This is a genomic window from Frankia sp. R43 (assembly GCF_001306465.1).
GTDB lineage: Bacteria > Actinomycetota > Actinomycetes > Frankiales > Frankiaceae > Parafrankia > Parafrankia irregularis.
The window spans coordinates 722700-740710 of record NZ_LFCW01000006.1 but is presented as its reverse complement, the minus strand read 5'-3'; the positions used below and the strand labels follow the sequence as shown (position 1 = coordinate 740710).

General features: G+C 69.9%; 17 protein-coding genes, 1 tRNA gene and 1 pseudogene. 9 read left to right on the top strand and 10 right to left on the bottom strand.

The window, feature by feature from the left end; all coding sequences use genetic code 11:
• Nucleotides 1-561 carry an AAA family ATPase gene (locus ACG83_RS27500; protein WP_083473595.1) on the top strand — a complete coding sequence of 187 codons (561 nt, stop codon included), beginning with the start codon at nt 1-3 and terminating at the stop codon, nt 559-561.
• Nucleotides 562-583: 22 nt separating this feature from the next.
• Here the strand turns inward: ACG83_RS27500 and ACG83_RS47040 are convergent, their stop codons facing one another.
• The 3 genes and pseudogenes from ACG83_RS47040 to ACG83_RS27485 all read right to left on the bottom strand — a co-directional run bounded on the left by ACG83_RS47040 (nt 584) and on the right by ACG83_RS27485 (nt 1732).
• Nucleotides 584-778 carry a hypothetical protein gene (locus ACG83_RS47040; RefSeq protein WP_226933202.1) on the bottom strand — a complete coding sequence of 65 codons (195 nt, stop codon included), beginning with the start codon at nt 776-778 and terminating at the stop codon, nt 584-586.
• A 139-nt stretch (nt 779-917) separates the two neighbouring features.
• A pseudogene (locus ACG83_RS48090) lies at nt 918-1265 on the bottom strand (hypothetical protein); the annotation flags it as partial.
• Between the two features lie 391 nt (nt 1266-1656).
• Nucleotides 1657-1732 (bottom strand) — tRNA-Thr (locus tag ACG83_RS27485).
• An 86-nt stretch (nt 1733-1818) separates the two neighbouring features.
• Between ACG83_RS27485 and ACG83_RS27480 the strand changes: the two genes are divergently transcribed.
• Nucleotides 1819-2175 (top strand): VOC family protein, encoded by a 357-nt coding sequence (locus ACG83_RS27480; RefSeq protein ID WP_054569090.1) that lies wholly within the window; start codon nt 1819-1821, stop codon nt 2173-2175.
• A 522-nt stretch (nt 2176-2697) separates the two neighbouring features.
• Here ACG83_RS27480 and ACG83_RS27475 read toward each other — a convergent pair.
• The 4 genes from ACG83_RS27475 to ACG83_RS42945 form a co-directional block, all read right to left on the bottom strand.
• Entirely contained in the window at nt 2698-2955 is a 258-nt protein-coding gene (locus tag ACG83_RS27475) for a hypothetical protein (protein WP_006544017.1), read from the bottom strand.
• 431 nt (nt 2956-3386) lie between these two features.
• Nucleotides 3387-4166: an SDR family NAD(P)-dependent oxidoreductase gene (locus ACG83_RS27470; protein ID WP_083473593.1), complete on the bottom strand. Its 780-nt coding sequence runs from the start codon at nt 4164-4166 to the stop codon at nt 3387-3389.
• Nucleotides 4163-5416 carry an LLM class flavin-dependent oxidoreductase gene (locus tag ACG83_RS27465; RefSeq protein WP_063793210.1) on the bottom strand — a complete coding sequence of 418 codons (1254 nt, stop codon included), beginning with the start codon at nt 5414-5416 and terminating at the stop codon, nt 4163-4165. The genes ACG83_RS27470 and ACG83_RS27465 overlap by 4 nt, the downstream gene beginning before the upstream one ends.
• A 520-nt stretch (nt 5417-5936) precedes the next feature.
• Nucleotides 5937-6581, bottom strand: coding sequence for a TetR/AcrR family transcriptional regulator (locus tag ACG83_RS42945; protein WP_235498213.1), 645 nt, complete (start codon nt 6579-6581; stop codon nt 5937-5939).
• Between the two features lie 485 nt (nt 6582-7066).
• Between ACG83_RS42945 and ACG83_RS27455 the strand changes: the two genes are divergently transcribed.
• The 6 genes from ACG83_RS27455 (at nt 7067) to ACG83_RS27430 (ending at nt 13952) form a co-directional block, all read left to right on the top strand.
• Nucleotides 7067-8398 carry a GDSL-type esterase/lipase family protein gene (locus tag ACG83_RS27455; protein WP_235498212.1) on the top strand — a complete coding sequence of 444 codons (1332 nt, stop codon included), beginning with the start codon at nt 7067-7069 and terminating at the stop codon, nt 8396-8398.
• A 442-nt stretch (nt 8399-8840) separates the two neighbouring features.
• Nucleotides 8841-10058: a CaiB/BaiF CoA-transferase family protein gene (locus ACG83_RS27450; RefSeq protein ID WP_054569089.1), complete on the top strand. Its 1218-nt coding sequence runs from the start codon at nt 8841-8843 to the stop codon at nt 10056-10058.
• A 34-nt stretch (nt 10059-10092) separates the two neighbouring features.
• The gene (locus ACG83_RS27445) at nt 10093-10917 is read left to right on the top strand and encodes an SDR family oxidoreductase (protein ID WP_054569088.1); all 825 of its coding nucleotides are present in this window, start codon (nt 10093-10095) and stop codon (nt 10915-10917) included.
• Nucleotides 10918-10993: 76 nt separating this feature from the next.
• Nucleotides 10994-11446, top strand: a complete 453-nt coding sequence (locus ACG83_RS27440) for a pyridoxamine 5'-phosphate oxidase family protein (protein ID WP_054569087.1) — start codon at nt 10994-10996, stop codon at nt 11444-11446.
• Nucleotides 11447-11546: 100 nt separating this feature from the next.
• Nucleotides 11547-12803 (top strand): amidohydrolase family protein, encoded by a 1257-nt coding sequence (locus tag ACG83_RS27435; protein WP_054569086.1) that lies wholly within the window; start codon nt 11547-11549, stop codon nt 12801-12803.
• A gap of 99 nt (nt 12804-12902) precedes the next feature.
• Entirely contained in the window at nt 12903-13952 is a 1050-nt protein-coding gene (locus ACG83_RS27430; RefSeq protein WP_054569192.1) for an aldo/keto reductase, read from the top strand.
• A gap of 194 nt (nt 13953-14146) precedes the next feature.
• Here the strand turns inward: ACG83_RS27430 and ACG83_RS27425 are convergent, their stop codons facing one another.
• The 3 genes from ACG83_RS27425 to ACG83_RS27415 all read right to left on the bottom strand — a co-directional run bounded on the left by ACG83_RS27425 (nt 14147) and on the right by ACG83_RS27415 (nt 16891).
• On the bottom strand, nt 14147-15247 hold the full coding sequence (locus ACG83_RS27425) for a glycoside hydrolase family 6 protein (RefSeq protein ID WP_235498211.1): 1101 nt from the start codon (nt 15245-15247) through the stop codon (nt 14147-14149).
• A gap of 71 nt (nt 15248-15318) precedes the next feature.
• Nucleotides 15319-15825 carry a DUF4333 domain-containing protein gene (locus tag ACG83_RS27420; RefSeq protein ID WP_054569084.1) on the bottom strand — a complete coding sequence of 169 codons (507 nt, stop codon included), beginning with the start codon at nt 15823-15825 and terminating at the stop codon, nt 15319-15321.
• A gap of 4 nt (nt 15826-15829) precedes the next feature.
• On the bottom strand, nt 15830-16891 hold the full coding sequence (locus tag ACG83_RS27415) for a phosphotransferase (protein ID WP_054569083.1): 1062 nt from the start codon (nt 16889-16891) through the stop codon (nt 15830-15832).
• Nucleotides 16892-17249: 358 nt separating this feature from the next.
• On the opposite strand from ACG83_RS27415, the gene ACG83_RS27410 reads away from it, so the two are divergent.
• The gene (locus ACG83_RS27410; RefSeq protein ID WP_054569082.1) at nt 17250-17858 is read left to right on the top strand and encodes a TetR/AcrR family transcriptional regulator; all 609 of its coding nucleotides are present in this window, start codon (nt 17250-17252) and stop codon (nt 17856-17858) included.
• The last annotated feature ends 153 nt before the right edge of the window (nt 17859-18011 follow it).

Sequence of the window (18011 nt, the reverse complement as noted above, 5' to 3'; positions counted from 1 at the left end):
ATGGCCATGGGGAGGCCGGTGCTGGCCGTCGTCAGCGGCCCGCCAGGAACCGGCAAGACCACCCTCGCCCGCGCGATCGCCGCGATGGTCGGCTGCCCGGCGGTGATCCGCGACGAGATCAAGCAGGGGATGGTCCTGGCCAGCCCCGGCTACCAGGCCGGCGGAAACGACCCCCTCAACATCCCCACCCTCCACGCCTTCTTCGGCGTGCTGGAAACCCTCACGAAGGCCGGTGTCACCCTCGTGGCCGAGGCCGCGTTCCAGGACCGGCTCTGGACACCTCACCTGGAACCACTCACCGCCCACGCCGACGTGCGGATCATCCGCGCCACCGTCGACCCGGCCGTGGCGCACCAGCGGATCGCCACCCGCGCCGGGCTCGACCCCCACCGCGCCGCCCACGGCGACCAGAACCTCCTCGACGACATCGCCGCGGGCCGCCACGCCCTGGACGCCTTCGCCGACATCCGCCTGGACCTCCCGCGGCTCACCGTCGACACCAGCGACGGCTACCACCCCGGCCCGGAGGCGATCACCGCTTTCCTCACCAAAACGGCCTGACGCGGGCTATCGGGGTGGCCTCTCAGGCGACGCGGCAACCGATGCCGTGGCGTAGCCGATGATCCAGCTCCCACAGGGCGGTGCGGTTCGAATCCCACCGCACGGCCCTCGCCGCGCCGTCGAGACCGAACCAGCCGTACTCGGTGTGCTCGTCCGACAACGTCACCTCGGCGTCCTCCGCTCGGACACCGAACGCGTACTCCGGGATCACCAGCACCTCGGCCCCCAGGTGAACTCCCCGTGACGTGGACGACGGGGATCGTGGCCCGCGCGTCCAGCGGGACGAACTCGCGTTCACCAACCAGGCCGGCTTCCTCGGCGGCTTCCCGCCGGGCGGCCCGCAGCGGGGACTCACCCGCCTCGCCACCACCGGCGACACCCTGCCAGCAGGCCGCGTCAGCACGCCGGAACAGGGCGTACTGCGTACCGTGCCCGGTCGGCCGGTAGGGCAGGACCAGGACCTGAAACGCTGCACGGCCACCCACCGCGTCGGTCACCCCACCACCGTAGGACCCAGCCGCCGGCCAGTGCCTGGCGGAAACCGAACGAGGTCGGGCTGGTAACCCGAAACGCGGAAGGCCGCCTCCTCGATCCCGATGCACAGGTAGCCACGCCGGGATGACGTCACCGTAGCGGTCCACCCGCCTTGGCGTCCTTCGCGAGCACCATGAGCGCCACACACTTGCGGAGGCCGGGACGACCATGCCGGGGCGGATGGTGGGGGCATCCGTTCCGCGGGATGGCGATCGTCCGCGCCCGCAGCGCCGCCACCGGCCCCGACTGCGCCGTGGACGCCCAATCCCCGTGCCGGGGTGACACGGGGTGAGGCGGTGCGTCGATAGCCGTCAGCCGACGCGCGTCGTTCTCGACGATCCCACCCACATCCCAGTACGACCGAAACTAACGGAATGTAACCGTCATCGGGGTGGTGTCGCGACCGCAGGCCCCGGCCTCGGCCGACCAAAGATGGCACCCGAACCAAGATCGCCCCAGCGCGCCAACGCGAAATGCGCACACCATGCGCACACCAACCCGGTTTGATCTTGAATAGATGATCTTCAACTTTGCAAAACCGCAGGTCAGGGGCCATCTATCTGGAGCCGGCGAGGGGACTCGAACCCCTAACCGCTCGATTACAAGTCGAGTGCGCTACCAATTGCGCCACGCCGGCCGGCCGCTCCACGATACCGGACCGAGGTCGCCGCGTTGCCAACACTGCGCCGACCCTGCCACCCGTCCGCGGAGAGGCGCCACCCGATGTTCGGTCCCGTCACCACCGTCATGACGTTCGCGGACGACCCCGAGACATCCGCACGCTGGTGGGCCGCACAACTCGGCGCCGACGTCCACCTCGACATCGACGGCGAATCGGTCTACGCCTGGCTCACCGTCGCCGGAGTGGAGATCGGTTTCCACCAGGCCGACGACGACCGCAACCCCCGCGGCGGATCACCCGTCGTCTACTGGGCCGTCACCGACCTCGACGCCACCCGCCGACACCTCCTCACCGCGGGCTGCCTCCACCATCGCGGCCCGCTCACCGTGTCGGAAGGACGGAGGATCTGCCAGATCATCGACCCGTTCGGAACCGTCATCGGCCTCGAAGGACCCTGACCGTGACCGGCCGGCCGGCGGCAGTGAAGTGGCGGCGTCTGCACCGGGCCGGAGAAACCGGCGCCGACGGGAAGCGGGAAGGCAGCACCCGTGGTCGACCTGCTGGTGGGGCTGACCGGCGAACTCCGACGCCGGAACCGGTGGACGGAAACCGCGTCGACGCGTCCTCTGATCATGACTGATCGGCGGCTACGCGAAGGTGGACATCGCCGATGCAACAGCGCGACTCGATCTGCACAGCACGAGGGCCAGGCGATACCAAGTCCACGAACGAACCAGCGAGCTCAGAACACCAGGGGCCACTTGCCTGGCGTCGAGTTTGCGTGATGTACCACGAGATCCGGATTTGCCCCTGCCAGGTCGAGCTCGGTAAGCGGAACGGGCCCCGCCGGGCGTGACCACCAACCCAAATGCTTTCGGGAGACGAAGAATCCCACGACGACGCCGAGGGCGGCGAGCTGCATACCCAGGTCGTCGCCGTGGAATTCTTCTCGTGTTACCGAGGGTTCACCGAAAAGGTTCCTACGCCGCCGATCCGCGGTAGGCGACCGGGCCCTCGCCGGGGAACTGCGCCGCGCCCTGGAACGACGCGCCGTTGTCGAAGAACGTGATGCTGCCGTTGCCCTGGGGGCCCGACCAGGTCACCTGGGTCCCGGTCTCCGGCCGGCCCGACGAGGGCACGACCTGGTTCCGGTTGCCGATGACGATCTGCAGGTCGGCATCCTTGTGCCATTCCGCCCCCGGGCCGCCCCACTGGATCTCAGTGTGATAAAGAGACATACGCCTACCCCTTCTGCCGGCGCGACCCGTCAGGTCACGCTTTAACTGGAACAGCGGGTACTGCGAATTCTGTTCGCCCGACGCCGACCCAGACAGGTCGGTCCACTCGTGTCAAGACACGGATCCCCCGAACAGGAAGTCGGCCGCTAACAAGTCGAGCGAACCTCCGCGGATTCAGCGTAACAACTCCGATACCCGGCGACAACGAAGTTTGCAGAACAACTGCAGCTTCACCTGATTGCCCGAGCTATGCTTGGAAATGCGGCTTTAGTTCCTTTTGATATACGGTGTGATTGTCAGGGATCAATGAATGTGACCTGCCGGGCCGACGTGAACATCTTTTTCGGTCAGGAACAGGCCGGTGAGAACGTGCTCGCCTGTCCACCGCCGCGCCACGGCCGCCGGCACCTGGTCCGCAGCCTTGGTCAGGGTCAGGTGGTGGAGCCGCCGTCGATGACAAGATCCGTGCCGGTGGTGTAGGACGACGCGGCGGATGCCAGGTAGAGGGCTCCTTCGGCGATCTCGTCGGACCGGCCGGGCCGGCCCATCGGGGTGCCCGCGGAGACCCGTTCGGCGGCTCCGGGCGGCAGCATCGGTGAGTCGATCGCCCCGGGCAGGATGCAGTTCACCCGGATCCGCGGGGCCAGTTCCAGGGCCGCGACCTTGGACATGCCCCGCAGCCCCCATTTCGCGGCTCCATAGACGCCGTGCCCGCGGAACGCCTTCACGCCCGCGATGGAGGCGATGTTGATGATGGAGCCGCCATCGCCCTCGAGCATCAGCGGCACGCAGGCCTGGATCCCGAGGAAGGGGCCGCGCAGGTTGACCGCGAGCAACCGATCGAGGTCGGCCGCGTTGTCCTCGAGCAGCGGGCGGATCCAGTGGATGGCCGCGTTGTTGACGAGCACGTCGAGCCGGCCGAACGAGGCGCGCAGCGCCGCCACCGCCGCGGCCCAGGCCGTCTCGTCGCTTACGTCCAGTTCCTGGAAGACGGCGGCGTCACCGAGCGAGGCCGCGACCTTCGCGCCCTCGGCGGCCAGAATGTCAGTGATCATCACCTGGGCGCCGGCCGCCACGAACCGACGCGCCGTCACCTCGCCCTGCCCGCGGGCCGAGCCGGTGATCAGGGCGACCTTTCCGGCGAGCGGGCCGGGCCGACCGAGCGGGCCGGGCGCACCAGCCGCGCGGGTGGTTTCGGTGCCGCCGGTCATGCCGACACCACCGGAGCCGAGGCGGATGCTGTGGCGGATGCAGTGGCGGCCAGTGCCTCCTGCGCGGCGCGGATCCCGGGCCGGGCGGAGGGATCGGCGGTGCCGGGGGCTCGGAACCGCGGGATCACGTTCTCCCCCCACTGCCGGATGGTCTCCAGACAGATCTCCTGCTCGACGGTTCCCATCTGGATCAGGCACATGACCTCGTCCACACCGGCCGCCTCGAGCTCGCGCACGTAGTCGATGGCCGTCTCCGCGTCGCCGTAGGCGTGGTCGATGTTGAAATTGGCCGCCGCGAGGGAGCGATCCTTCACCATCGGCAGCTCGCCGCGGTCGTAGCGGGCGGTCATCTCGGCCGCGAGACGCCGCATGTAGGCGATGTTGTCGTCGTCGTGGGTGTGGTCGCCGGCCGGGGTGGGCCGCCGGCCGCCCCAGTAACCGATCGACTCGCCGAAGAACCGCTGGCCGCGGGCCCCGACCCGGCGCGCCTCGGCGGCATCGTCGAGCACGATGGTCGGTGCCAGGGCGATGAAGCTGTCGTTCACGACCGACGAGACGAACTCCTCGCCGGTGCGGGTCGCGACGGTCTCGGCGTGCATCCGCTTCTGCAGCCGGACACTGTCGAGTCCGGCGAAGCCGAAGATCAGGGCCCCGACGCCGTAGGAAGCCGCACGGCGGACCGTGTCGGGCTTGGTGCAGGCCAGGAACAACGGCGGGTGTGGACGTTGGACCGGGCGGGGCAGGATCGTGTGCCGTTCGTTGCCCTCCGGGGCGGCGATGTCGAGCAGCGCGCCGTGCCACTCGAACGTCTCCTCCTGCCAGGCCCGGCCGATGATGCGCAGCGCCTCCTCGATCTCGGCGTAGGTTCGCTCGGGGTCGACGTTGGCGAGCGCCGCCTCCTGCGCGGTCGCCCCGCGCGCCGCGCCGACGTCGAGCCGGCCGCCCGAGAGCACGTCGAGCATGGCGATCCGTTCGGCGACCCTGGTCGGGTAGTTGAAGTTGAACGGCATGCAGACGGCGCCGTGCCCGATCCGGATGCGGGAGGTACGGGCCGCCACCGCGGCCAGGAAGATCTCCGGGGCGCTCATGTGTGAATAACGGGTCAGCGAATGGTGCTCCACAGCCCATACACCGTCGAAGCCGGCGGCCTCGGCGGCCACCGCCTGCTCGACACAGTCCCGCAGCAGTTGTCGCTCGCGGTCGGGCGTCGGCGAGGCGAGCTGGGCCTCGAAGATCATCGAGAATCGCATCGATCTGCTCCCTGCGTTCCGGGTCACGGTCTTCCTGGCCCGGCCGCTTCCTGCGGTCGGATCGCCCCTTCGCCCCTCTGGGGGCTGGGGGCTGGGCCGACGTGATCCACACGTCCTCTTGGGCCCTGCCTGCCTCGACCGAGAGCTAAGACCTATCGACCATAAAATGGACTATGAGTCCAGTCAATGGCATACGAGTCTTCCAGAACGAGTGAGGACACCTGACACGGGGCACCAGGACGCCTGGGCACCTGGGCACTCCGTCGGATGCGCCCAGCGGGCGGAGATCACCCGGCCGCCGCGTGCGACTCGGCGGCGGCACGCACGAACGGCCCGCTCGCCATCGGGGCAGTGCGGAGATCTCGCCAGGCGGCCGACCGGATCAGGCTCGGCAGCCAGTCGGATCAGAAGGGGCAGTGGCCAGCGGGCCCGGCGGCGCACCACCGGGTCGAGAGCCCGACCGGACCGCAGGCCAGCCCCTTTGCGTCGTGGTGCGACAGGGGCACCACCTCCGGGCTGATCAGCCTCGGGAGCGCGGCGGGGCGCCGTGGAGGATGATCGCGAGCCAGGCTGAGGCGAGCGCGTCGAGCACGCGGTCGATGTCGACCTGCTGACCGTGGATGAACTTGCTGAAGAAGTGCTGCAGCGGCATCAGCAGGATGGCCGCGGTGATCTCGGCGTCGGCCTGGGTCAGATCGTCACGCGCGGCGGCGAGCGCCGCGGCGAGGTACTCGACCTGCCTGTCATAGTCGCCTTCGGTGAGCGCCCGGATCTCCGGCTCGACGACCGCTCCCTCCCACAGGGGGGCCACATAGTCGCGCACCCGCTCCCAGCGCTCGACGGCGCGCGCCAGCCAGGCCCTGATCCCCTCCCAGGTGGGAGCCCGGGTCAGGTCGCCGAGATCGACATAGATGCCGTCGAAGGCCTCCAGCACACGCCCGTTCAGCTCGACCAGGATGTCGGCCTTGCCGCGGAAGTGCAGGTAGAAGGTCGCCTTGGTAGCCCCGGCGCGCTGGACGATCTCATCGATGGTGGTGCGGACGTAGCCGTGCTCGGCGAACGCCACCACCGCCGCGTCGATGAACCGGGCACGGGTGAACGCCCGCTGCGCGACCCGCAGTTCGCTACGCCGGCCCCGGTTCCCGACCCCGGAGGCCTCGGCCACGCCCGGCACCTCCCACCACACCGCTCCGATCCCGCCGCCTGCTCGACGGACACGATAGCCACTGACGGGACGTCGGAGCGGCGGCGCAGGCCGCACCGAGCCGGCGGGGCACTGGCCGGAGAACAACGGGCACCGCCCGAAGGCCGAGACCGCCGCGGATCGCGACCAGTCACCCAGGCACCCAGGCACCCCGGTTCCCAGGCGCCCAGGCACCCAGGCACCCGAGCCGACCAGCGGACCCGCACGAGCAGACCTCAGCGGTGCGTCACCCGGGCGAAGGTATTCGGCTGTCGGCATTCCGATGAACCACAGCGCGCGGCCGGCGCGGCTTCAACGGAGTATCCGCAAGCGAGACCTCGACCCCCTTTCGAGTCTCACATTCCCTCCCTATGATCCCTGAACTGCCCGGCGGCATACGCAGGCGAAAGACTGCGGAAAGTGCCGCGCATTCAATTTGCCCTGAGGCGAAGGAGTTGATAGTTGCCGTGTTCACAGGCAAACGAAAGAGGACAGGCGCGCTCGGAGCGGCCGCGGCGTTCCTGGCGGCCGGAGTCGGGCTCGGCTTAGGTCCGGCACCTACACCGGCGGCCGCGACGACCCCGGCGAGCTGCACCGGGACGCACTGGGTCGCGAGCTGGGCCGCGAGCCCCACGGACTCGATCGTGCCCACGGACGCCACCGGCGCCCTGACTCCGCAGACCCTGACCCGCCAGACGCTCCGGATGATCGTGACTCCGCACCTCGGCGGATCGAGCCTCCGAATCCACCTGTCGAACCGCTTCGGCACGACTCCGGTAACCTTCGGCCGGGTCACGGTCGGTGTGCAGACGAACGGCGCCGCGGCGAGGGACATCGTGCCCCTGACCTTCCAGAACTCCACTTCGGTGACGATTCCCGCCGGCCAGGATGTGGTGAGCGATCCGGCCGCACTGACGTTCACAGCCTTTGAGTCGCTGGCGGTCAGTCTCTATGTTCCCGGAATCTACATCGCGCCGACCAAGCACTGGAACGCCAACGCGACGTCCTACTACTCGCTTTCCCTGAGCGGCGACCTCAGCCAGCGCGAGTCCGGTGGGAGCTATCTCGGGCGGACCGGCGCCTGGTTGTTCGTCAACGGAGTCGACGTGGTCGCTCCCGCCCAGACCAGCGCGGTCGTCGCGTTCGGTGACTCCATCACCGACGGCTTCGTCGGAGCCACCGCTCTCAGCATCCCCGCCGACGCCTCGGTGGCGGACAAGAACGGACGGTATCCCGACAGGCTCCAGCGCCGCCTGGACGCCGGCGGCATTCCGATCTCCGTCGTCAATGCGGGAATCGGCGGCAACCAGCTCCTCACCGACGGCCAGCCGCTGCAGACCGGTCCGAGCGGCCTCGCACGTTTCGACGTCGACGCCCAGGCCTTGGCCGGCGCCGCGGGTGTGCTGGCGCTCGAAGGCATCAACGACCTGGGCCTGGGCGGCGCGACCGCCGACGAGCTCATCACCGGATACACCCAGCTGATCGACCGCGCGCACGCCGCCGGCCTCAAGATCTGGCTGGGAACCATCACACCGGCGTCCAACGCTCTGGTCGATGGCACTCTTCTCGCACCCGACAGCGAGCAGCACCGCCAGACGATCAACACCTGGATCCGCACCCAGACGCTCGCTGACGGTTTCGTCGACTTCGACGCCGCGCTGCGCGACCCGGCCAATCCGTCCGTTCTTCGGTCGGCCTACGCCTCGGTGGACAACCTCCACCCCAACCTCGCCGGCTATCAGGCGATGGCCGATGCCGTGAACCTGGAGCTGCTCCGCTCCGTCACCTGCCACGGCTGAACCGACCCATCCAGCCCGTCGAGAACCCACTGCCGAAGCCGCATCGGCCGCTGGACCCGCGCACTGCACGGGTCCGGCGGCCGATGTCCCGCCTCTTCCCATCTGGACCGGCCTACCCGTGGGTGGGACGAGTGAGCTGACGCCCGGACCGGGGTCAGGCACGCCCAGGCCACGCCCGCGGCAGCGCCGCCGATGACGGTGCGCCGGTCTGGGGGCTGGCCCTACCCCACCGATACGCCTGCGCTCGCCGATCCGACGTGGTGCGCTGCCGAGACCGCCGGGCCCACCTTGACACTATGCGAGCACCGATCGCATACTCGCCAACGGATAAGCGACCACTAGTCGCATAGGGGGTGGGTGTGCAGCCACGATTACCACGTCGACCGTCTCGTGCCGTGACGTGCCTCGCGGCCGCCACCGGAGATGAGACAGGAGCGTGTACATGACCGCGGTGATGCAGGGGGTGCGGATCCTCGAGGTCGCCGAGCACACGTTCGTACCCGCGGCGTCCGCGCTGCTCGCCGACTGGGGCGCCGACGTGATCAAGATCGAGCACGTCGAGCGCGGTGACGCGATGCGCGCGCTGGCCTCGTCCGGCGTGGCGGTTGTGCCCAAGGACGTCCACGTGCTGATGGAGCACTCCAACCGCGGCAAGCGCAGCCTGGGCCTCGACCTCACCTCCGAGGCCGGCCGCGAGATCCTCTACCGGCTCGCGGGCACCTGCGACGTCTTCCTGACCAACAAGCTGCCCAGCGTGCGGGCCAAGCTGCGCGTCGACGTCGACGACATCCGCGCCCACAACCCGCGCATCATCTACGTCCGGGGCACCGGCCAGGGCGAACGCGGCCCCGAAGCCGACCGAGGCGCCTACGACTCGCTGGCCTTCTGGTCCCGGGCCGGCGCCGCTGTCGGCGTCATGCGGCCCGAGTACGGCCACGTCCCGGTTCCGCCCGCGCCCGGCTTCGGGGACTCCATCGGCGCCATGACCATCGCCGGCGGCATCATGGGCGCGCTGTTCCATCGCGAGCGCACCGGCGAGGCCACCGAGGTCGACGTCTCTCTCATGTCGACCGGCATGTGGGCGATGGGCCAGGCCCTCGCTCTCTCCCTGCTGCTCGACATCCCGTGGACCCCGCCACCCGCCGACGCGCCGCGGTCCAACCCGCTCACCGGCAACTACCAGACCAAGGACGGCCGCTGGCTTTCCTTCACCTGTCTGCAGGCCGGCCGATACTGGCCACCGATGTGCGAGGTCATCCGTCGTCCCGATCTCGCGACCGACCCCCGGTTCGCCGACCACGCCGCCCTGATGGCGAACAGCAGGGCGGCCATCGCCATCCTCGAGAGCACCTTCGCGGCGCACCCGCTGGCCGAGTGGCGCGAGCGGCTGGCGGGCTTCGTCGGCCAGTGGAGCGTCGTCCAGGACACCCTGGAGGCCGCCGCGGACCCGCAGGCCGTCGCCAACGGTTACGTCCAGGAGTGCACCACCGCGACCGGCATCCCGTTCCGCCTCGCCGCCGCCCCTGTCCAGTACGGCAACGAGCCCGCGCCGGCGGGACGCGCGCCGCTGTTCAACGAGCACGGCGACGAGATCCTCGCCGAGCTCGGTCTCGATCAGGATGCCGTCCTCGATCTGAAGATCCGCGGCGTGGTCGCGTGACACGCACCTCGACGAAGAGCCTGGAGACACTGACATGACGCTGTTCGACGCCTTCCGCTTCGACGGGAAGCGGGTCCTGGTGGTCGGCGGTGCCACCGGCATGGGCGCCGCCGCCGCCGAACTCGCGCTGAGTGCCGGCGCCGAGGTGCTCGTCGCCGACTACGCCGAGGTCACGCTTCCGGGCGCCAGTGCCATCCACGTCAATCTCGCCGACGCCGCCTCCATCGACACCGCCGTCGACCGGCTCGGCGGCCCCGTCCACGCCCTGCTGCTCGCCGCCGGCGTCGCCGACGGAACCCCTGGCATCGAACGCATCAACTTCATCGGCCACCGCTACCTCATCGACCGCCTTCTCGCCGGCGGGCTGCTGCCCCGCGGCTCCGCCATCGGCTTCATCTCCTCCGCCGCCGGTCTGGGCTGGGAGTCGGACCTGCCGCTGCTGCGCGAGTACCTCGCCATCTCCGACTTCGACGAGGCCACGAAGTGGGCGGTGGACCACGGCAAGGCCGACTACATGTGGAGCAAGCGGGCCGTCTGCGCCTACGTCGCGTCCCAGGCGATGCCCCTGCTGAAGCAGGGCGTGCGGATCAACGCGATCTGCCCCGGCCCCACCGACACCCCCCTCGCCCGGGCGAACGAGGAGCGGTGGCTCGGCTTCGGCACCGACTACCGCGCCGAGGTGGGCTCCCTGCCCGCGACCCCGCTGGAGCAGGCCTACCCGCTGCTGTTCCTCTGCAGTGACGCCGCCTCGGCCGTCAACGGCATCACCCTCACCGCCGACTCGGGCTACTTCAGCGCCGGTATCGCCGAGTCCTTCCCCCCGGCCACGCCCGTCGTGAAATTCCTTCTCGGCCGATGAGCTGGCCGAAGCCCCGGGCCGGCTGCGCAGGCCCACCGCCCAGCAGATCTTCGACATTCACGAGGGACAGAAGACGATGAAAGAGCAGCGTCGGGGCCGCCGGATCGCCATGAGCCCGGCTGAGATCGATGCCTTCCTCGCCGAGGAGCGGACCTGCCGGGTGGCGACGTCCGGCCCGAGCGGACCGCATCTGACTCCGCTGTGGTTCGTCTGGGACGGCGCCGCGCTCTGGCTCAACTCGGTCGTGAAGAGCCAGCGCTGGACGGACATCGCCCGCGACCCGCGGGTGGCCGTCCTCGTGGACGGCGGGCATGCCTTCAACGAGCTGCACGGAGTCGAACTCCGCGGAAAGCTCGAAAGCGTCGGAGAGGCTCCCCGGAGCAGCACGCCGGATCCCGAGCTCGAAAAGCCCGAGCTGCTCTTCGCCCGTAAGTACACCGGCCGCGACGAGATGCACTACGACGGACGGCACGCCTGGCTGCGGCTGACCCCGGAAAAGGTCACCAGCTGGGATTTCCGAAAGATGTGAGAACCGCCGGCGCACCCGACGGCAGACCGCAGCAGGCCTGCGCCCCCAAGAAGCCTGGCCGGACACGACCGCCGGGCCATCCGACTCGTCGAGGAGGGTCATGAACGTCGACGACATGGTGCTGGTGAGCATCGACGACCACGTGGTCGAGCCGCCCGACATGTTCACCAACCACGTCCCGGCCGGGCTGGCCGACCAGGCCCCGCACGTCGAGACCGACGAGTCCGGTGTGGACAGGTGGATCTACCAGGGTCGGGTCACCGGTGTCAGCGGCCTGAACGCCGTCGTCTCCTGGCCACCGGAGGAATGGGCCAAGGATCCCGCGGGCTTCGCCGAGATGCGCCCCGCCGTTTACGACATCCATGACCGAGTGCGGGACATGGACCGCAACGGCATTCTGGCCTCGATGTGCTTCCCGACCTTCGCGGGGTTCTCGGCCGGGCACCTGAACCACTTCAAGGACCCCCTGACGGTCGTCATGATCCAGGCGTACAACGACTGGCACATCGACGACTGGTGCGGCACCTACCCGGGCCGGTTCATCCCGCTCGCGCTGCTGCCCACCTGGGACCCGCAGCTGATGGTCGACGAGATCCGCCGCGTCGCCGCCAAGGGCGCCCGGGCCGTCACCATGCCCGAACTGCCACATCTTGAAGGGCTTCCCAGCTACCACGACCTGGCCTACTGGGGCCCGGTTTTCGAGGCCCTTTCCGACACCGGCACCGTGATGTGCCTGCACATCGGCACCGGGTTCGGTGCGCTGAGACTGGCACCCGACGGCCCGATCGACAACCTGATCATCCTGGCCTGCCAGATCTCCTCGCTGGCCGTGCAGGACCTGCTCTGGGGCCCGGCGATGCGTAACTACCCGGGCCTGAAGTTCGCCTTCTCCGAGGGCGGCATCGGCTGGATCCCGTTCTACCTCGACCGCTGCGACCGCCACTACACCAACCAGAAGTGGCTGCGCCGCGACTTCGGCGGCCGGCTGCCCAGCGAGGTGTTCCGCGAGCACTCACTGGCCTGCTACGTCACCGACCCGACCTCGCTCAAGCTGCGCCGCGAGATCGGCATCGACAACATCGCCTGGGAATGCGACTACCCCCATGCCGACTCGATCTGGCCGGACGCGCCCGAGTTCGTCCTCAACGAGCTGAACGGGGCCGGGGCGACCGACGAGGAGATCAACAAGATCACCTGGGAGAACGCCTGCCGGTTCTTCAACTGGGACCCGTTCGCCGAGATCCCCCGCGAGCGGGCCACCGTCGGTGCCCGGCGCGCCATCGCGACGGACGTCGACACCGCCATCCGCTCCCGCAAGGAATGGGCTCGGCTTTACGCCGAGAAGCATCCCGGCTGACAGCGGATGCGGATCGTCGTCCAGGTCCCCTGAGCTGTCCAGAGCTATCCGGCCATCCAGATATCCGGCTATCCAGCTATCCCAGTGACGGGGGGCGACGTGAGATACCGCAGGTTCGGAACAACCGGCGTCGAGGTCAGCAGCCAGTGCCTGGGCACGATGAACTTCGGCCGGCTCGGCAACGTCGATCCCGACGAGAGCGCCCGGGTGATCAGCCGGGCGCTGGACGCCGGCATCAACTTCATCGACACCGCCGATGTCTACTCCGGCGGCCAGGCCGAGCAGATCGTCGGGCAGGCGGTCGCCGGACGCCGGGACGACGTGGTCCTGGCGACCAAGTGCTACTTCCCCATGGGCGGCCGGCTCCAGCGGGGATCGTCGCGGCGGTGGATCACGCAGGCCGTCGAGGGCAGTCTGCGTCGGCTGGGCACCGACCGCATCGACCTTTTCCAGATCCACAAGCTCGACTGGACCACCGATCTCGAGGAGACCCTCGGTGCGCTGACCGACCTCGTGCGCCAGGGCAAGGTCCTCTACCTGGGCTCGTCGTCGTTCCCCGCCGACTGGATCGTCGAGGCCCAGTGGGCGGCCGCCCGCCGCAACAGCGAACGGTTCGTCTGCGAGCAGCCGCAGTACTCGATCTTCGCGCGGTCGATCGAGCGTTCGGTGCTGCCTGCCTGCCAGCGGCACCGGATGGCGGTCATCCCGTGGAGCCCGCTCGCCGGCGGCTGGCTGACCGGCAAGTACCAGCGCGGCCAGGAGCCCGCGAACGGCTCGCGCTACGACCCGGCCAGCCCCTTCATGCAGGGCACGGTCAGCTCGGCCGCCGAGCGCGCCGACCCGGCCCGGTTCGACGCTGTGGATGCCCTGCGCGCCGTCGCCGACCAGGCCGGCCTCACCCTGACCGAGCTGGCGATGGCGTTCGTCGCCAGCCATCCCGCGATCACCTCGACGATCATCGGGCCGAGGACCATGAAGCACCTCGAGGACGCGCTCGACGCAGCCGACGTCGACCTCGGCAACGACGTGCTCGACGCCATCGACGAAATCGTGCCTCCCGGCTCGGACCTGCCCGGGGTCGATCACTTCATCCAGTACCCGTCCCTGCTGCCCACCGCCCGCAGGCGGCCGTCGGGCCTTTCGGTGTAGCGGTCGAGACGTACCGATGAAGGTCGAAGCGGCCGGTGTGACGAACGTGGGCGATCTGGGAGCGGCATACCCGCGGGCGTTCCAGCGGCCGTACCGTTTCCGGCCAGGCGGTCCGGGCGGGTCCGGGCGGTAGGCCTTTCGCGACCGAGGACAGACGGACCGCCGAGCGGCCATCCATACCCGATCACCGCCTGTCAGGCCGCGTTGCGGACGAGTTCAGCCGCCTGCTCCGGCCACCAGGCACCGGCCTGCGGGTTGCCTCGACCGCACTCCCCGTCGCTGGCTCCCGGCGTCTTGATCCAGAGGAAAGCGTCGGCGAGCGGGTTTCCGGTATCAGTCGTCGGTGCCGGGCCGAGGCCACGGCCCGGTGGGTTGCACCAGGCGTTCTCGATGCCCTCGGCGGGCCCCCGGCCGTTGCGGGACGTGTCGACGACGAAGTGGCTGTTGCCGGTCAGGCCGGAGATGACGGTTCCGCGGGCCACCTCGTCCTCGGTGCGGTGGTAGTTGGAGACGTTGACCGCGAACCCGCGGGCGCGGGCGACGCCGGCCCGCCGGAGTCGTTCGGCGATGGCGGCCGGAGCGGTCCAGCCGCAGTTCGTCCCGTCCAGGTACACGCTGGTGCCGCCCAGTCCGGCGTAGACGTCGACGGCGTCGTTCAGGAGCTGGTAACGCTCCTCCTGCAGGGCCGGGGCGAGGCTGTCGATCTGGCCGAGTGAGTCCGACTCCAGGATGACGACCGCATGGTTCGGACCGATGCCGACGGCCACCTGGCGGGTGAAGGCCCGGTAGGAGGCGGCGTTCAGGGCGCCACCGGCGGAGAAGCCCGCGCCCGCGTCGCGGTGCGGGATCGCGTAGATCGCGAAGACCGCGGTGGCGCCGGCCGCGGACGCGGCCTCGCTGCGCTGGCGCACCGCCGCCGTCACATCGGGCAGCCAGTCTCCGACCCAGAAGGCGGTCGGTGTCCGTACGAGTGGCTCGATCAGATCGGCGTGGGCCGGGTCCGCCGCGGCCGCGGCGGCCGCCTGGCTCGCCGGGTCGGTGAAGAACGGCTGCAGCGGAGCCTGGCCCCGCGGACCGCCTGCATCGGCTGCGGCCGAAGCAGGCGCGCCCGAGGCACCCGAGGCACCCGAGGCTCCCCCGCAGGTGACCGACTGGCTGCCGGCGGCGTTGAGCAGCGCCGCGGTCGGCGGATGAGGTGCGCCCGCCGCCTCGGACCCGCAGGCGGCGAGCCCGGACAGGAGGAGAAGCGCCACCAGGAACCGGGCCCGTACCGGTCGGCTCACCGGACCTGCCATATCCAACGCCGTCCTCCGACCCTCATCCGACTGTCATCCGATGGCATTCATCCGGCACTCACACGGTGTGATCACGAGGGTGCGACTGCCGGCCTGCGGGCGGAGGGCTCCCGCGTCACGTCGGAGTACCAGACGCCCAGGTCGGTCCGGTCGCCGTCAACGGATGACACGTAGACGTGAATGCTGAATGTCGAGTTGTCCGCGGCGCGGGTCGCGAGGCAGTTCATTTCGGCGCCCATCTGGTTGGGAAGGTCGCCGGGGCAGTCTGCCGTGTACGCCCCTCCGCTGCCCGATCCCCGGTACACCGGGCTGATCTGGGCTTCGACCTCCTCCTCGGGCACCACCGGCCGGAGCGGCTCAGGGGATGTGGCACCACCCGCCGGCGATGTGGCGGCGGCGCTTCCGGCGGGCGTCGCCGCCGGTGGCTCGGCGTCGCCGGCCGAGCCTGAGCAGGCGGTCACCGCGAGCACGGCGGCGGCCGCGATCGCCGCCGCCGCGCCGTACCCCCGCGCCCGGCGGCGTCCGGCCGCTCCATCGGCCCGAACACCCGCACCGGCGACGCGGGTGCGGGGCGACATCGGGCTAGGCGAGCGCGTCGAGGGCACCGGCGGTGTCGAGATCGACGTACGCGGCCGCGTAGCGTTGCGCGAGCGGGATGGACACCTCTGGTCGTTGCCATCCGTCGGCGGAGGCGGTGGCCATCCAGATGGCGAGGCCGTGGGCCACCGAGGCCCGATAGCGGAGCCAGATGCCGTCGCGGGTCGGCAGTTCCTCGGCGGGCAGGTCCAGGGCGCGGTGGTATTCGTCGACCAGGTCGCTCTCGCACGCCCGGCGGTCGTCGACGGTGAGTGCGCTCTGCACGAAATAGCCCAGGTCGATGACGTGATTTCCGCGGCGCAGCACCTGCCAGTCGAGGAAACCCGCCCGGTTTCCGGGAAGGGTGTAGGTGTTGCCGATGTGGGCATCGCCGTGCAGCAGGGTCTGGGGTCCGTCGGTCAGGGTGCCCACATAGGTGACCCACATCTGCTCGATCTGCGCGCCGGTGAGGGACCGGACCGCCGGTGGAACGGTTTCGGCGACCCTGCGCAGGCCGGTCTCGATGCCGTGCATCCCCTTCCACGCCGCGAAGGGCTGGACCCAGGCGAGGTCCTCCCGGTCGAGGCGATGCCCCCAGAAGGCACTGTGCAGCCGGGCAAGGCTTCGGACGGCGTCGGCCGCCTGGTCGGGATTCATGGGTGTGGTCGCGTCTCGAGGCTCCGCGCCTCGGATGGTGACGTCCTCCATGACGAGAACGAAGTCGAGTGTCGGCTCGTCCATGAGGGCGCAGTACGCGGCCGGGTGCTCCAGCGGTAGCCGCACACCGGCGCTGAACAGCCGGGTCTCGTTGAACAGTCCGCCGGTCATCGCGTTGAGCTTCGCGTGGGCCGGGTCGGCAGCCTTGACGAAGACAGCGGACGGACCTCGCTCGCCGATGTAGGAGAGCGCGAAGCGCGCGCGCCGGTTGGTGCCGTCGTCCCGCAGCACGAGGTCCGCCGTACGGACCTTCACGCCGGGAAAGGCGGCGGCCAGGGCCGCGGTCATCCACTCCGCGGTGACGTCGTCCCAGTCCGCCGGTATGCGTAAGGCCGGAGGCGCGCTTTCCATCTCGGTCCCCTCTCGTGTGGACATCCGGTCGCAGGTCGCACAGCCGGGGCGGGAGAGCGAGCCTGATCGTCGGCGGACGCAGCATAGCGCAATTCGCGTTAGACATCACACGCGAATTGCCGCAGCCTCGATCACCGTTCCCATCGCGGGAGGCACCCGTCCGGCCGCCCCCGGCAAGGCGGGCACGACACGACACGACACGAGGCAACTAGAGTCGCGTTCGGGATCGGCGGTCAGCCGACCAGCGGCGCCGGCCCCCGCTACTCCGGTGCGCAAGGATGGGTGACGATGTCGGACGGCCGGGCGGTCGGCACCTGTGAGTGACCCCGACCGCGGCGAGTCGGGCACGGCGGAAGAAATGGACGCACCCCCGCCGAAGCGGCGCCCGTACGAGAGCCCGACACGTCGCCAGCAGGCGGCCCAGACCCGTGATCGCATCGTCGCGGCCGGCGCCGAGATGGTCCACGGCTTCGCCAGCTGGGACTGGCGCGACCTGACGGTGCGGGCGGTCGCGCGTCGCGCCGGAGTCAGCGAGACCACCGTCTACCGGCACTTCGCCACCGACCGGCGGCTCCATGAGGCGGTGATGCGCCGCCTGGAGGAGGAGGCCGACATCGAGCTGGAAGACCTTCAGCTCGATACGTTCGACGACCTGATCCGGCGCATGTTCACCTATCTGGCGTCCTTCCCGATCAGTCCGCCGGCACAGGACGACCCCACCTTCGCGGCGGCCGACGAACGCCGGCGAGCGGCGCTGATCGCCGCGGTGACAGAGTCCGCGGACGGCTGGTCGGACGAGGATCGCGAGACCGCCGCGGCGATGTTGGACGTGTTGTGGAGCGTGCCCTCCTTCGAGCGGCTGACCACGGTGTGGCACTTCGACGCCGACCGTGCCACGAACGCCGCCACCTGGCTCGTGCGCCTCGTCCGAGCCGCCGTCCGGGAAGGGCTTGGCCCCAGTCGGTGACATGACCCGTTCTGCGGGTGTCGCCCGTCCGGCGGGCGGTGCCGGGAGAAGATCTTCTGGCTTTGCCCTCAAGCCTGGCGTGGTGCCACAGGCACCAGGGACCGGTACCGGATGGCGAACGCCTCGCGAGCCACACCGATGGTCGGCATCTCG

Coding starts and splice junctions, on each gene's coding strand:
- ACG83_RS27450 (WP_054569089.1), top strand. CDS start 8,841: ATGACCGCGGTGATGCAGGGGGTGCGGATCCTCGAGGTCGCCGAGCAC.
- ACG83_RS27470 (WP_083473593.1), bottom strand. CDS start 4,166: ATGACCGGCGGCACCGAAACCACCCGCGCGGCTGGTGCGCCCGGCCCG.
- ACG83_RS27445 (WP_054569088.1), top strand. CDS start 10,093: ATGACGCTGTTCGACGCCTTCCGCTTCGACGGGAAGCGGGTCCTGGTG.
- ACG83_RS27475 (WP_006544017.1), bottom strand. CDS start 2,955: ATGTCTCTTTATCACACTGAGATCCAGTGGGGCGGCCCGGGGGCGGAA.
- ACG83_RS27415 (WP_054569083.1), bottom strand. CDS start 16,891: ATGGAAAGCGCGCCTCCGGCCTTACGCATACCGGCGGACTGGGACGAC.
- ACG83_RS27435 (WP_054569086.1), top strand. CDS start 11,547: ATGAACGTCGACGACATGGTGCTGGTGAGCATCGACGACCACGTGGTC.
- ACG83_RS27425 (WP_235498211.1), bottom strand. CDS start 15,247: ATGGCAGGTCCGGTGAGCCGACCGGTACGGGCCCGGTTCCTGGTGGCG.
- ACG83_RS27500 (WP_083473595.1), top strand. CDS start 1: ATGGCCATGGGGAGGCCGGTGCTGGCCGTCGTCAGCGGCCCGCCAGGA.
- ACG83_RS27410 (WP_054569082.1), top strand. CDS start 17,250: ATGGACGCACCCCCGCCGAAGCGGCGCCCGTACGAGAGCCCGACACGT.
- ACG83_RS27420 (WP_054569084.1), bottom strand. CDS start 15,825: ATGTCGCCCCGCACCCGCGTCGCCGGTGCGGGTGTTCGGGCCGATGGA.
- ACG83_RS27465 (WP_063793210.1), bottom strand. CDS start 5,416: ATGCGATTCTCGATGATCTTCGAGGCCCAGCTCGCCTCGCCGACGCCC.
- ACG83_RS27480 (WP_054569090.1), top strand. CDS start 1,819: ATGTTCGGTCCCGTCACCACCGTCATGACGTTCGCGGACGACCCCGAG.
- ACG83_RS27440 (WP_054569087.1), top strand. CDS start 10,994: ATGAAAGAGCAGCGTCGGGGCCGCCGGATCGCCATGAGCCCGGCTGAG.